General features: G+C 74.3%; 10 protein-coding genes. 2 read left to right on the top strand and 8 right to left on the bottom strand.

All coding sequences use genetic code 11. The annotated features are described in order from the left end of the window. Positions 1-479: 479 nt before the first annotated feature. The 8 genes from ACSNOK_RS20825 to rsmI all read right to left on the bottom strand — a co-directional run bounded on the left by ACSNOK_RS20825 (position 480) and on the right by rsmI (position 11,680). On the bottom strand, positions 480-2,285 hold the full coding sequence (locus ACSNOK_RS20825; RefSeq protein WP_436782244.1) for an ABC-F family ATP-binding cassette domain-containing protein: 1,806 nt from the start codon (positions 2,283-2,285) through the stop codon (positions 480-482). A 95-nt stretch (positions 2,286-2,380) separates the two neighbouring features. Continuing rightward, positions 2,381-4,912: an ABC transporter permease gene (locus ACSNOK_RS20830; protein WP_436782245.1), complete on the bottom strand. Its 2,532-nt coding sequence runs from the start codon at positions 4,910-4,912 to the stop codon at positions 2,381-2,383. A gap of 277 nt (positions 4,913-5,189) precedes the next feature. After that, positions 5,190-6,107 carry a 4-(cytidine 5'-diphospho)-2-C-methyl-D-erythritol kinase gene (locus ACSNOK_RS20835; RefSeq protein WP_436782246.1) on the bottom strand — a complete coding sequence of 306 codons (918 nt, stop codon included), beginning with the start codon at positions 6,105-6,107 and terminating at the stop codon, positions 5,190-5,192. 161 nt (positions 6,108-6,268) lie between these two features. After that, complete coding sequence (gene rsmA / locus ACSNOK_RS20840; RefSeq protein ID WP_436782247.1) at positions 6,269-7,144, bottom strand: 16S rRNA (adenine(1518)-N(6)/adenine(1519)-N(6))-dimethyltransferase RsmA; 876 nt, start codon at positions 7,142-7,144, stop codon at positions 6,269-6,271. Continuing rightward, complete coding sequence (locus tag ACSNOK_RS20845) at positions 7,141-8,748, bottom strand: ubiquitin-like domain-containing protein (RefSeq protein WP_436782248.1); 1,608 nt, start codon at positions 8,746-8,748, stop codon at positions 7,141-7,143. The genes rsmA and ACSNOK_RS20845 overlap by 4 nt, the downstream gene beginning before the upstream one ends. A gap of 100 nt (positions 8,749-8,848) precedes the next feature. Continuing rightward, on the bottom strand, positions 8,849-9,769 hold the full coding sequence (locus ACSNOK_RS20850) for a TatD family hydrolase (RefSeq protein WP_436782249.1): 921 nt from the start codon (positions 9,767-9,769) through the stop codon (positions 8,849-8,851). Between the two features lie 72 nt (positions 9,770-9,841). Further along, a complete protein-coding gene (locus ACSNOK_RS20855) occupies positions 9,842-10,321 on the bottom strand; it encodes a hypothetical protein (protein WP_436782250.1) in 480 nt (159 codons plus the stop codon). A gap of 480 nt (positions 10,322-10,801) precedes the next feature. Continuing rightward, the gene (rsmI, locus tag ACSNOK_RS20860; protein WP_436782251.1) at positions 10,802-11,680 is read right to left on the bottom strand and encodes a 16S rRNA (cytidine(1402)-2'-O)-methyltransferase; all 879 of its coding nucleotides are present in this window, start codon (positions 11,678-11,680) and stop codon (positions 10,802-10,804) included. 98 nt (positions 11,681-11,778) lie between these two features. Here rsmI and ACSNOK_RS20865 point away from each other — a divergent pair, with 98 nt between their 5' ends. Both ACSNOK_RS20865 and ACSNOK_RS20870 read left to right on the top strand, forming a co-directional pair. Next, positions 11,779-13,551, top strand: a complete 1,773-nt coding sequence (locus tag ACSNOK_RS20865; protein ID WP_436782252.1) for a dolichyl-phosphate-mannose--protein mannosyltransferase — start codon at positions 11,779-11,781, stop codon at positions 13,549-13,551. Between the two features lie 160 nt (positions 13,552-13,711). Continuing rightward, positions 13,712-14,397: NTF2-like N-terminal transpeptidase domain-containing protein (locus tag ACSNOK_RS20870; RefSeq protein ID WP_436782253.1), on the top strand; the 686-nt coding region annotated here is incomplete at its 3' end.

Raw genomic sequence — 14,397 nt, forward strand, 5'->3', positions numbered from 1 at the left:
GGGTTGGGGTTTGTGGGGTTCTGGGGCGCCGCACCGGGTGCGGTCGGCTCCTGGGGCGCGCCGAAGCCTCCGGCCGGCTGCTCCGGGGGCACCCCCTGCGGTGGCTGAGGCGGCTTGGGCGGCTGTGACATCGGCTTTCCTCTTTACGCGCGGGAAGCCGCGGCCCGACCGGCCTCCCCCGCGATCCCGGTGGCGGGCGGCCATCGGGAAGGAGCGCATCGGGTGCGGTTCCCGCCAGTGAGCGGCAGGCGAGCGGGGGTTCTTTGTATCACTCCGCTCCGACGGCGCAGGGAGGGCCGCCGGAGGTGCGGGGCCACCGATACCGGGCTGTGACGAGACCGTTGTGGCTTCGATGGAGGGGCGCCCGGAGTCCCTCGCCGGCCGGCACCGGGCGCGCGGGACCTCTCACGCGCCCGTCACTCCCCCCGTCACGCCCCGTCGTACGCGCGGCCGGACACCCGGCCGCGCGCCCGGACCGGTCACACGTCCTCGGCCGACTCCAGCCAGCGCGTCTCCAGTTCCTCGCGCTCGGCCGCGAGTTCGCGCAGCTCGGCGTCGAGCTTGGCCACCGCCTCGAAATCGGTGGCCTGTTCGGCGATGCGCGCGTGCAGCTTCGCCTCCAGCTCGCTCACCTTGTCGAGCCGGCGCTCGATCCTCTGGAGCTCCTTCTTGGCGGCGCGCGCGTCGCCCGCGCTCTTCTGCTTCGCCGGGGCCGAGGCGGCGGCGGGGGCGGCGGGCGCCGCGGCGTCGAGGACCGCCTGCCGCCGCTCCAGGTACTCGTCCAGGCCGCGCGGCAGCATCCGCAGGAAGCGGTCGCCGAGCAGGGCGAACACCCGGTCGGTGGTGCGCTCGACGAAGTACCGGTCGTGGCTGATGACGACCATCGAGCCGGGCCAGCCGTCGAGCAGGTCCTCCAGCTGGGTCAGGGTCTCGATGTCGAGGTCGTTGGTGGGCTCGTCGAGGAAGAGGACGTTGGGCTCGTCCATCAGCAGCCGCAGCAGCTGGAGCCGGCGGCGCTCACCGCCGGAGAGGTCGCCGACGGGCGTCCACTGCTTCTCCTTGGTGAAGCCGAACTTCTCGCACAGCTGGCCCGCGGTCATCTCCCGGCCCTTGCCGAGGTCGACGCGGTCGCGTACCTGCTGGACGGCCTCCAGCACCCGCAGAGCGGGGTTCAGTTCGGCGACCTCCTGGGAGAGGTAGGCGAGCTTGACGGTCTTGCCGACCACGACCTTGCCGGCCGCGGGCTGCTTCTCGCCCTGCGTGCGGGCCGCCTCGGCGAGGGTGCGCAGCAGGGAGGTCTTGCCGGCGCCGTTGACGCCGACCAGGCCGACCCGGTCGCCGGGGCCGAGCTGCCAGGTCAGGTGCTCGATGAGGACCTTGGGGCCGGCCTGGACGGTCACGTTCTCCAGGTCGAAGACCGTCTTGCCCAGCCGGGAGCTCGCGAACTTCATCAGCTCGGCGTTGTCGCGCGGCGGCGGGACGTCCGCGATCAGCTCGTTGGCGGCCTCGATGCGGAAGCGCGGCTTGCTGGTGCGGGCCGGGGCGCCGCGGCGCAGCCAGGCGAGCTCCTTGCGCATCAGGTTCTGCCGCTTGGCCTCCTCGGTCGCGGCGATCCGCTCCCGTTCGGCGCGGGCGAAGACGTAGTCGCTGTAGCCGCCCTCGTACTCGTGGACGGTGCCGCGCTGGACGTCCCACATGCGGGTGCAGACCTGGTCGAGGAACCAGCGGTCGTGGGTGACGCAGACGAGCGCCGAGCGGCGCGCCCGCAGGTGGCTCGCGAGCCAGGAGATGCCCTCGACGTCCAGGTGGTTGGTGGGCTCGTCGAGGACGATGAGGTCCTGGTCGGCGATCAGCAGCTTGGCGAGCGCGATGCGGCGCCGCTCGCCGCCCGAGAGCGGGCCGATGACGGTGTCCAAGCCGTGCGGGAAACCGGGCAGGTCGAGGCCGCCGAAGAGGCCGGTGAGCACGTCGCGGATCTTGGCGTTGCCCGCCCACTCGTGGTCGGCGAGGTCGCCGATGACCTCGTGCCGGACGGTGGCCTCGGGGTCGAGGGAGTCGTGCTGGGTGAGGACGCCGAGGCGTACGTGGCCCGCGTGGGTGACGCGGCCCTTGTCGGCGTCCTCCAGCTTGGCGAGGATGCGGATCAGGGTGGTCTTGCCGTCGCCGTTGCGGCCGACCACGCCGATCCGGTCGCCCTCGTTGACGCCGAGGGAGACGCCGTCGAGCAGCGCACGGGTGCCGTACACCTTGTCGACGGCTTCCAGATTGACCAGGTTGGCTGCCATTCCGCTCCTCGCTCCTCGGTCTCCCCTTCAGGAGGCCTGTGGTCCTCCCTTCAGGATCCCACGCCCGCCGCGGAGCCCGGCCGCGGCGTCCTGGCTCACACCTTCGCCGCCTCCACCGGCCGGGCCCGCAGCGCGGCCCAGGTGGGAACCAGCGTGGAGACGAGCGTCACGGTGACCGCGGCGGCCACGACCGCGAGGTAGATCGAGAGGGGCCCGGAGGGCAGGAAGCCGTCCGAGACGGCCAGGTTGAACGGGACGAGCGTGGTGGCCGCCGCGAGGGTGCCGAGGATCAGGCCGACCGCGGCGACGAACCCGCTCTCGACCGCCATCATGCGCATGATCTGGCCCTTGGTGGCTCCCGTGAGCCGCTGGAGGGCGAACTCGCGGCGGCGGTCGCCGACCGCGACGACCGTCGAGTTGACGACGGCGAGGGTGGTGTAGGCCACGAGCATGCCGACGATCAGGTAGTTGGCCCACATCTGGGTGCGGGTGTTCTCCTCCCGCTGGGCGGTCACCGTCTCCCGGTCGCTGACCTTCACCCCCGGATGCCGTGCGGCCAGCCAGCCCAGTTCGTCCGTGAGCCGCTCGGCGGTGACGCCGGGCGCGGCCTTGACGAGGATCTGCGCGGGCAGTCCGGCGGTGGTGTGCCGGGCGAGCAGCGTGGCACTGGTGAGGGCCGTCTCGAAACCCTCGCGGGCGGGGAAGAGGGCCACGATCCTGACGTCCACCGAGGCGCCGTCGCCCATCTTCAGCCCGATGGTGTCGCCGATTCCGCGGTGCATACGGCGGGCCGCGGCCTCGGGGAGCGCGATGGCGTTCCCCGTGAGGTCGGTCAGCCGGCCGGCTGTCGGCCGGATCGCGAGGACCTGCCCGGCGCCCTCGGCGTCCACGCCCTGGAGGGTGGTGCCGCGCTTGTTCTCGTCGCCGTCGTGCGGACGCACGGTGTACGCGGTGCCGGTGACGGTCGCGCTCGCGGCGGCGACGCCGGGGAGCCGGCGCACGGCGGTCACCAGCGACGGGTCGACGCCGCCGGCCGCCGAACTCAGTACGGCGTCGGCCCGCAGGTTCCCGGTGAACTCCCGGTCGGTCGCGGCGGCCACGCTGGTCTGGAGGTAGAGCATGCCGATGGTGATGGCGCTCGCCAGCATCACCGGGGTCGCGACGGCGGCCGTACGGATCGCGCTCGCCCGGCAGTTGAGCGCCGCCAGCCGGCCGGCCGCGCCGGTCAGCAGGCGCACGGGCCAGTGCAGCAGCACGCTCACGATCTTCGCGAACCACGGGCCGAGCAGCGCCAGACCGATGACACAGCACATCACCGTCGGGCCGGCCGTGCTCGCCGCCACCGGGCCGCGCAGCACCAGGGCCGTCACCAGCGCGAGGGCGGTCGCGCCGGCCAGGAACAGCAGCGCCAGGCCCAGCCGCACCGGATGGAACCAGCGCTGCCGCGCGGTCGCCTCGCCCAGCGCCTCGACGGGCTTCGTCCGGACGGCCCGCAGGGTGCCGACGACGGTGCCGAGCACGGACGTCAGCAGCAGCGCGCCGTACGCGGGCAGGGCGGGGATCCAGCCCTGCGCGAACTCGACCGTCTCCGCGACCATGCCGGTGTCCGTCATCCGCCCGAACAGCCACCGGCCGAGCGCCGGCCCGGCCGGCCAGGCGGCCGCGCCCGCCAGTACGGCGACCGCCAGCGTCTCGCCGAGGAGCATCCGGCGGATCTGGCCCGTGGTGGCGCCCACCGCCCGCAGCAGGGCGAGCTCGCGGAACCGCTGCTGGGCGGAGAGCCCGACGGTTCCGGCCACGACGAACACCGCCACGAGGACGCCCAGCCCGCCGAAGACCCCGGAGATCGCCACCAGGCCCTCACCGCCCTCGACCACCTCGGGGTGCTCGACCGCGCCCCGGTCGTCGCCGGTCAGCAGGGAGACCGGCCGCCCGGCGAGCGCCTTGGCGATCCCCGCGCGGACCGCGCCGGCGTCCGCGCCGGGCCGGGTGACGACCGCGATGTCGGCGACCGTGCCCGGGTGGGCGGACAGCCGCTCGGCGTCCGGCCCGGAGAAGAACAGCGTCCGCTGCGGCACCTCCCGGCCCGCGGCGGGCCGGGCGACGCCGCTCACCCGGTACTCGGCCGCACCGCCGTGCGCCACGACGCGGACCCGGCCGCCCGCCCCGACCCGCGCGCGCCGCGCGAGGGCCGCGTCGAGCACCACCTCGCCGCGCCGGGGCGCGGCGCCTTCGGCGAGGGCGTACGGGGTGAGGGCCGCGGACTCCCACGCGTGCCCCCGCGCCGTACCGCCCCCGTCGGGCAGCGCGGCGTCGAACGTCCGCTCCCCGACGGCCGTCCGCACCCCCGGCACCGCCCTGACCTCGTCCACCAGCCCGGCCGGGAGCTCCACGCGCTCCGAGAGCACCAGCTGCTTCTTCTTGCCCGGCTGGTGGTGGATCCGGTCACCCGTGACCAGGATCTGCGCCCCGGCCAGGCGCTGAGGCGGGACGTTGTTGCGGATGCCCGTCTCCATCAGGCCGCCGCACGCCATCACGATCGTGGCGCCGATGAAGAGGGCGAGGAAGGTGGCGAGGAAGCCGCCGGTTCTGTGGCGGAGGGAGCGCAGGGCGAGCTTTCCTGTCATTCCCGCAACGCTAGGGAGTTGCGGCGGCGCGGCCCATGGGAGCAGCGGGTGGGTAGGGGTGGGGTTTTCCCCAGTCCCACCCCTTCGCCGATTCCTGGGGCTGCGCCCCAGACCCCGCTTGTCGCGGCTTCGCCGCTCGTCCTCAAACGCCGGACGGGCTGGATGGTGCCTGAGCGGGCACTTTCAGCCCTTCCGGCGATTGAGGACAAGCGCCGCAGGCGCTTTCACGGGGGTGCGGGCCCTCCCGCAAGAAACGGTGAAAGGGCGGGGCTGGGGCTCAATCCACCACGGTGGCTCCGGCCACCGGACCCGACGCCACGCGAACGGACCGGCACGTCCCCGATGACTGCAAAGCAGTAGCCACCTGAGCGGCCTCCTCCGCGCTCTTCGCCAAGAAGGCGGTCGTCGGCCCCGACCCGGAAACCATCGCCGCGAGCGCACCGGCCGCCGAACCGGCGGACAGCGTGTCCGCCAGCGACGGCCTCAGGGAAATCGCCGCAGCCTGAAGGTCGTTGGATACGGCCCCGGCAAGAGCCGCCGCGTCCCCGGACCGCAGAGCGTCGAGCAGCGCGGCGGAAGCCGCAGGCTGCTCGGGCCCGGGATCCGTCCCCGCCGACGCCCGCAACCGGTCGCACTCCGCATACACGGCCGGCGTGGACAGCCCGCCGTCGGCGACCGCGAAGACCCAGTGGAAGGTCCCGCCGGTCTCCAGCGGCGTCAGCCGCTCGCCGCGACCGACCCCGAGCGCCGCGCCGCCGATCAGGGAGAACGGCACGTCGCTGCCCAACTCGGCGCAGATGTCCAGGAGTTCGTCACGCGAGGCGCCCGTCCCCCACAGCGCGTCGCAGGCGAGGAGCGCCCCGGCGCCGTCCGCGCTGCCGCCGGCCATGCCGCCGGCGACGGGGATGTCCTTGTCGATGTGGAGATGTACGCGCGCCTCGCGGCCGTACCGCGCGGCGAGGGCGAGGGCCGCGCGGGCGGCGAGGTTGGAGGTGTCCAGGGGCACTTGGCCGGCGTCGGGGCCGGAGCAGGTGATCCGCAGCTCGTCGGCCGGGGTGGCGGTGACGCGGTCGTAGAGGGAGACGGCCAGGAAGACGTTGGCGAGGTTGTGGAAGCCGTCGGCGCGCGGGCCGGCGACGGCCAGCTGGACGTTGACCTTGGCGGGGACGCGGACGGTGACGGACTGCGCGGTCACGGAGGACGGCTCCTCGGGTCGGTATCGGCGGTCGGGCGGATCGTAGGGCGGCGGGGGCGCGGCACTCGGAGGCCGACGCGGAGCCTACGGCGAGGCGGCCGGGGCGGGCCCCGCCCGCACGGCCCGCCGCCCCGGGGTAAGGGCGCTCGGCCCGGCCCCGCTCAGCCCGCCTTGTGCTCGGCGATGGCCACGAACTCGTCGACCGTCAGCGACTCGCCGCGCGCCTGCGGCGAGATCCCCGCCGCGACCAGCGCCGCCTCCGCCGCGGCGGCGGAGCCCGCCCAGCCGGCGAGGGCGGCGCGCAGCGTCTTGCGGCGCTGGGCGAAGGCCGCGTCGACGACCGCGAAGACCTCTTCCCTGGTCGCCGTGGTGGCGATGGGCTCGGCGCGGCGGACGAGGGAGACGAGGCCGGAGTCGACGTTCGGGGCGGGCCAGAAGACGTTGCGGCCGATGGCGCCGGCCCGCTTGACCTCGGCGTACCAGGCGGCCTTGACCGACGGGACGCCGTACACCTTGGAGCCGGGCGGCGCGGCGAGCCGGTCGGCGACCTCGGCCTGGACCATGACGAGGGTGCGCTCGATGCTGGGGAACCGCTCCAGCATGTGCAGCAGCACGGGCACGGCCACGTTGTAGGGGAGGTTGGCGACCAGCGCGGTGGGCGGCGGGCCGGGCAGTTCGCGGACGTGCAGGGCGTCGCTGTGCACGAGTGCGAAGCGGTCGGCGCGGCCGGGAAGCCGGGCGGCGATGGTCGACGGCAGGGCGGCGGCCAGCACGTCGTCGATCTCGACGGCGGTGACCCGGTCGGCGGCCTCCAGCAGGGCGAGCGTCAGCGAGCCCAGGCCGGGGCCGACCTCGACGACCACGTCGTCGGGGCGTACCCCGGCGGTGCGGACGATGCGCCGGACCGTGTTGGCGTCGATCACGAAGTTCTGACCGCGCTGCTTGGTGGGGCGCACCCCGAGGGCGGCGGCCAGTTCGCGGATGTCGGCGGGGCCGAGCAGGGCGCCGGACTCGTCTGTGCTGGGGCTGGAGCTCACCCGTGAAGTTTACGGCCGCACACGGGCCACGGGCTCGCCCCCCGGCGTACGTACAGCTTCTTGGCCCGCAGGGTCTGCTCCTCGGCGCTGGCGTCCTGCGGGCGTCCGCTGCCGCCGAGCGACTGCCAGGTGCCGACGTCGAACTGGTAGAGACCCCCGTACGTACCCGACGGGTCCACCGCGTTCGGCCGCCCGCCGGCCTCGCACTGGGCGAGTCCCCGCCAGTTCAGCCCCTCCGCGCCCTGCACGGTGGTGGGCATCTTCTTGGTGCCCACCTTGATGATCTGGGTGCGGGGCTTGCGGACGATCTCCGAGGAGAGCTTGCGGGGCTTCTGCCGGACGCCGTTGACGGTCCGGAGCGCGTAGGTGATGCGTTCGACGCCCTTCTCGCCGCGCTGGGCGACGACCTCGGTGCCCTTGGCGAGGTGGGGGTCGTCGTGGCGCTCGGTGGTGAAGTCGATGGGCACCTCGCGGACCTCGCGGCCGCCCGTGATGCGCATGATCGAGACGGTCTGGCCGTCGCGGGGGAAGCTGTCGGGGTCGACGGAGGCGGTGTCCTCTCCGTTGAGGGTGATCCCGGCCTGTTCGATGGCCTCGCGGACGGTCGCGGCATTGGTGCGGATGGTGCGGGTGCGGCCGTCGGCCATGAAGGTGACGGTCCGCTCGGTGCGGACGTCGAGGTCCAGGCCGTGCCGGCCGATGGGCGCGGAGCGGGAAGCGGACAGGTAGGCGCCCTCGGCCCGGACGCCGAGCTGGCGCAGGGCGCCGTCCACGGTCCGGGCGGTGGTCCATACCTGCCGGCGCTCCCCGTCGAGGGTGAGGGTGACCGGGCGGCCGTAGCGGACGATGACCCGGTCGCCGGAGGCCAGGTCGTGGTGGCGGCCGGGGGCGACGAGGTCGTGCTCGCCGACGGCCATGCCCTCGTCGGCCAGCAGCTCCTCGACGTCGTCGGCGAAGGTGTGCAGGGTGCGCGGCGTGCCGTCGACGCTGAGCTGGACGGACTTGTCCCCGGCGACGAACGCGGAGGTGCCGCCGGCCAGGAAGGCGACCACCAGGGCCTGCGGGAGCAGCCGGCGCAGCGGGTCGCCGCCCTGCCGGGGCGCGGCCCGCGCCGCCCGCTTGCGCCGCCCGGCCCGGCGGGCGCTCGCCCGGCCGGGCGGCGGCGCCTCGCCGTAGTGCTCGTCGGGGGGCTCGCCGTCGGTCTCGTCGTCGAGGGCGCTGAACGGGCCGCTCCGGAAGGTGTCCTCCGCTCCGTCCCCTCCCGGCGCGTCCTCTCCGGAGGGGACGGCGGGCGCATACCCCTCGTACGGGTGACCGTCGTACGGGGTGTGGACGACGCCGGTGAGCACGGTCGGGGGCGGTGGCGCCGTGGCCGTCCCGGAGGAGGCCGCCGACTGGCGGGGGACGTACGCCTCGTAGGCGGCGTGCGCCCCCGAACCGCCCGGGCCGGAGGGCGCGCTTCCCAGCCCGTGCCCGCCCAGGCCCCCGTGGGGGCCGTAGGGGTCGGGCGGCTCGTAGCCGTCGTGGGGCGCGTACGCGCCGTACGGCGGCGGCTCGGCCGCACCGCGGCGCGCGGCGTGGGGGCTGCCCTGCGGATGGCTCACGACACTCCACTGGGTCCGGACTGACGGGACCGGGACTGTAGCGGAGCATCGGTGACTCTCCAAAGCCCGCCCGTCACCCTGTGTCGTCGGGATCCGGGGGTCAGTACCCGAACGCGCGTGCGGTATTCGCCGCGACCGCCGTGGCCAGGGCGTCCTCGTCCACGCCCTTGACCGCGGCCATGGCCCGGAGAGTGACCGGAATGAGGTACGGCGCGTTGGGCCGTCCGCGATACGGGGCGGGGGTGAGGAACGGCGCGTCGGTCTCCACGAGGATCCGGTCGAGCGGGGCGACCGCCAGGGCGTCGCGCAGCGGCTGGGCGTTCTTGAAGGTGACGTTCCCGGCGAAGGAGAGGTAGTACCCGGCCTCGGCGCACACCTTGGCCATCGCCGCGTCGCCGGAGAAGCAGTGGAAGACGACCGTCTCGGGCGCCCCCTCCTCGGCGAGCACCCGCAGGACGTCGTCGTGCGCGTCCCGGTCGTGGATGACGAGAGCCTTGCCGTGCCGCTTGGCGATGGCGATGTGCCGGCGGAACGAGTGTTCCTGGGCGGCGACGCCCTCCGGGCCGGTGCGGAAGAAGTCGAGGCCCGTCTCACCGACGCCGCGCACCTGGTCCAGGGCGGCCAGGGCGTCGATCTCGTCCAGGGCCGCGTCGAGGGCGGCCCGGCCGCCGGGCTCCCGGGCGCCCTGGCGGGACCAGCCGTCGGGGTCGCCGTGGACGATCCGGGGCGCTTCGTTGGGGTGCAGGGCCACGGTGGCCCAGACGGCGTCGTGGGCGGCGGCCGTCTCCGCGGCCCAGCGCGATCCGGCCAGGTCGCACCCCACCTGGATCACCGTCGTCACCCCGACGGCGGCGGCCTTGGCCAGGGCTTCCCCGACCGTCCCGCCCTGCATGTCCAGATGGGTGTGCGAGTCGGCCACGGGCACGTTCAGCGGCACCGGCGGGGGCGGAGGGGCGCCCTTGTCGTCGTTCTTCTTCCGCCCGGCGTCCGCCGTGCCGCTGTTCGATGCTTTCGCCGCCATGGTCGGGATTCTAGGGACCGCTCCCGGACCGTGCCCGGCCGGGCGGAGCTCCCGCCGCCCCCGGGGGGCCGCCTACTTGCGGTGGAAGGGGCGCAGCAGGTCGGAGAGGTGCCAGGTGCGGGGCTCCCGGGGGGCGCGCCGCTGCTCGTTGCCGACCGGGATGCCGCCGCTCATGAACGGCCCGGTGGGGGCGGCCGGCGACACGGTCGTCCGGGAGGCCAGGTGCAGGGCGTCCGCGATCTGGGAGACCTGGCCCGAGCGCATGATGCGCACGAGGTGTTCCCCGCAGTTGGGGCAGGTGGGGCGGGTGAGCGGGGACGGCACGCGGCCGGCCTCCGTGTGGTACGTCACGAAGGGCCGGCCCTCCGGGTCCACGTGGTGCTCTATCGCGTACGACTGTTCCCAGCTGTGCGCGCACCTCATGCAGGCGAAGGCGTACGACTCGTACACCGTGTCGTCCCCGGTCCGGACGGCCGGCGCGGCCGGTGGCGTCGCGGTACGGACGGCGGTGCCGGTCTCCACGCCTCGTGCGGTCCCTGCGGTCTCGCTCATGGCAGCTCCTCTTGTCCTCCGGACAATTCCCGGTCCGTTCGGACGTTCATCGGGATCGGACGTCCCACATCCAGGGAACGCCCATTCCGGCGCCGACGCAGCAGCCCATTCCTCGAATTGGGGCAAACTTAACCGCTACATGCCCGAAGAGCCCGGGAGCGAGGCCTGGCCTTTGCTTTTCGCTCCAGCCCTTTACTTTACGGCGGGGCGCGGCGTCCGGCATTTCGTGGCGGACGCCGCAGGGGGCCGTGGTCCAGGCCTTTCCCGGCCCGCCCGGGGCCGGTACCAGCGGTTCCGGACGCCCGCGCCGGCATCCGGCCGCTTTCGGGGTTCCGAAGGGAACGCTTCCGGGTAACCGGCTCCGGCGGGACGGGGAGAACGCTCGCGCCGACTACCGGCGAGAACCCTTCCGTTACCGTCCGGGAGGACCGGCGGAACACCGAGGAGGTAAGGAGGGAAGACCGGCCGGAAAGATCCCGGCTACCGCTCCGGCGTTTTGCCGGAGTCCCCGGATTTCGCCGCCGTTTTCGCCGCCACGACCGCGTCGAACACCTCGCGCTTGGGCAGACCCGCCTCGGCCGCGACCGCGGCGATGGCCTCCTTGCGGCGCTCACCCGCCTCCTCCCGGACCCGGACCCGGCGGACCAGTTCGGCGGCGTCGACCTCCCCCGGACCCTTCTCGGGGGCGCCCTCCACGACGACGGTGATCTCGCCGCGGACGCCCTCGGCGGCCCAGGCGGCCAGCTCGGCCAGCGGGCCGCGCCGGACCTCCTCGTAGGTCTTGGTCAGCTCGCGGCAGACCGCGGCCCGCCGCTCGCCGCCGAACACCTCGGCCATCGCGGCGAGGGTGTCGTCCAGCCGGTGCGGCGCCTCGAAGTAGACAAGCGTGCGGCGCTCGTCCGCCACCTCCCGCAGCCGCCCGAGCCGCTCCCCCGCCTTGCGCGGCAGGAAGCCCTCGAAGCAGAACCGGTCCACCGGCAGACCGGAGACGGCCAGCGCGGTCAGCACCGCGGACGGACCGGGGACGGCCGTCACCTTCACCCCGCGCTCCACGGCGGCGGCGACCAGCCGGTAGCCGGGGTCGGAGACCGACGGCATCCCGGCGTCCGTGACGAGCAGCACCCGCGCCCCGCCGGTCAGCGCCTCGACCAGCTCGGGCGTGCGGGACGACTCGTTGCCCTCGAAGTAGGAGACGACCCGGCCCGTGGTGTGCACCCCCAGCGCCTGGGTGAGGCGGCGCAGCCGGCGGGTGTCCTCCGCGGCGATCACCTCGGCGGCGGCGAGCTCGGCGGCCAGCCGGGGCGGCGCGTCGGCGACGTCGCCGATGGGGGTTCCTGCGAGTACGAGCGTTCCAGTCACGCCCCCATCCTCGCAGGCGCCCCCGGGGCCCCCGGGGCGCCGGGCCGGGACCGCGCGCTCCCCGGCGCCCGCACCGGCCCGTTCCCTACGATGGCGCGGTGACCAGTGACACCGCGACCCAGGGCCGCCCGAGCCACGCGGCGGCCGGACAGCCGCCCCCGTGGCAGAACCGGCTGCGCCGCTTCGGATACGCGGCCCCCGAGCGCCGGAGCGGCGTACGGGAGCGGCTCGTCCCGCCGTACCCGGAGCCGGGCACCGGCGTCTGGACGGCGCTCGGCCTCGGGCCCGCTCCCGCGCGGCTGCTCGCCCGCTCCCTGGGCTGGCTCGGGCCGCTGCTGGTCACCCTGCTCGCCGGGCTGGCCCGGTTCCACAACCTCGGCAGCCCGCGGGCGGTGATATTCGACGAGACGTACTACGCCAAGGACGCCTGGGCGCTCTGGAAGCACGGCTACGAGGCCAAGTGGCCGGAGGACAAGGACCTCAACGACCGGATCATCGCCGGGTACGACCACATCGCCGACGTGCCGTCGTTCGTGGTCCACCCGCCGGCCGGCAAGTGGGTCATCGGCCTGGGCGAGCAGTTCTTCGACCTGACGCCCTTCGGCTGGCGCTTCATGGTCGCGCTGCTCGGCACGCTCTCCGTGCTGATGCTGTGCCGCATCGGCCGCCGGCTGTTCCGCTCCACGCTGCTGGGCTGTGTCGCGGGCGCGCTGATGGCCGTGGACGGCATGCACTTCGTGATGAGCCGCACCTCCCTGCTCGACCTGGTGCTGATGTTCTTCGTGCTGGCGGCGTTCGGCTGCGTGCTGGTCGACCGGGACAAGGCGCGCGCCCGGCTGGCCGCCGCGCTGCCCGAGGACGCGGCGACCGGGGACGTCCGGCCGCACGAAGAGACCGCCCGGACCCTGCGGCTCGGGTGGCGGCCGTGGCGGCTCGCCGCCGGGGTGTTCCTCGGCCTCGCGGCGGCGACGAAGTGGAACGGCGCGATCTACCTGGCGGCGTTCGGGGTGCTCGTCGTGCTGTGGGACGTCGGCTCGCGCCGCCTGGCCGGTGCCCGCCGCCCGTGGCGCGCCGTGCTGCGGCGGGACGCGCCGTGGGCGTTCCTCTCCCTGGTGCCGGTCGCGATCGTGACCTACCTGGTGACCTGGACGGGCTGGTTCCTCAAGAGCGGCAGCTACAGCCGGACCCAGGGCTGGCAGCACAGCGGCTACCACCGGCACTGGGCGGAGACCGAGGGCGGGTACGGGACGGACGGCTTCCTCGCCGGCGTCCTCAACCCGTTGCGCAGCCTCTGGCACTACGAGGAGGAGGTGTGGCGGTTCAACACCAACCTCTCCTCGCCGCACACCTACCAGTCCAACCCGTGGAGCTGGCTGGTCCAGGGCCGGCCCGTCTCGTACTACTACGACTCGCCCGCCGCGGGCTTCGACGGCTGCCCCCGGGACGCCGGGGGGAAGTGCGCCCGCGAGGTGCTGGCGCTGGGCACGCCGCTGCTGTGGTGGGCCGCCTGCTTCGCCATCGTCTATCTGCTCTTCCGCTGGTTCTTCCGGCGCGACTGGCGGGCCGGCGCGATCCTGTGCGGGGTGGCCGCCGGTCTGCTGCCCTGGTTCAAGTGGCAGGAACGGACCATCTTCGACTTCTACACCGTCGTCTTCGTCCCGTTCCTGTGTCTGGCGGTGGCGATGATGATCGGGGCGATCAGCGGTCCACGGGGCTCGTCCGAACGCCGGCGGGTGACGGGGGTGGTCGGCGCGGGCGCGCTCTTCCTGCTCATCGTCTGGAACTTCATCTACTTCTTCCCGATCTACACCGGGCAGCCGATCCCCATGGACGCCTGGCGGAACCGGATGTGGCTGGACACCTGGATCTGACCGCCCTCCTGTCGGATCTGCCATCTCCCCTACCCCACAAGCAAGTTGAGTGACACCTGTCACATTTGTCACTGTGGGTGCGTTGTCAGTGCCGTCCCGTAGTGTGCTGGACCGGGAAGGGACCGCCGCCGTCCGGGCCGCGGTCGGGGAGGGGCTGACGATGAGAACGGGAGCGAGGGCCGTGGTGGCGGTCGTGGCCGCGACGGCGCTGGGGGGCGCCGGCTACGCGGCGTACGCCTTGGTGGACGGGGTGGGCAGGACGACCCACCGGGCGGCGGCACCGGGCGTGACGGGGCCGCCGACGGCGTCCGAGACGGAGCGCACGGCCCGGGACTTCCTGGCCGCCTGGTCCCGGGGCGACGTGGAGGGCGCCGCGGGCCTGACCGACAACGCGCCGGCCGCCTCGGCCGCGCTGACCGGTTACCGCGACGACGCGCACGTCCGGAAGGTGGCATTCCGGCAGGGGGCGGCGACGGGGGCGGAGGTGCCGTTCACCGTCACCGCCGAGATCGCCTACAAGGGGCGCGTCTCCACCTGGACGTACCCCTCCAAGCTGGGCGTGGTGCGCGGGCGGACGAGCGGACGGGCCGTGGTGGACTGGCGGCCGGCGGTGCTGCACCCCCGGCTGACCGCCGGGCAGACGCTGACCACCGGACCGGCCTTGGCCTCCCGGGTGACGGTCACCGACCGCACGGGCCGGCCGCTGGACGCCAGGACGTACCCCTCGCTCACCACCGTCCTGCCGGAGCTGCGCGGGCGGTTCGGCGAGCGGGCGGTCGGCGGCCGGCCGCGGGTGGAGGTGCGCGCCGAGGGGCCCGGCGCCGGCGCGGGGGCGGGCGTCGGCGC

Origin of the sequence: Streptomyces sp. URMC 126 (assembly GCF_051386555.1) — a bacterium.
In the GTDB taxonomy this organism is placed as follows: Bacteria; Actinomycetota; Actinomycetes; order Streptomycetales; family Streptomycetaceae; genus Streptomyces.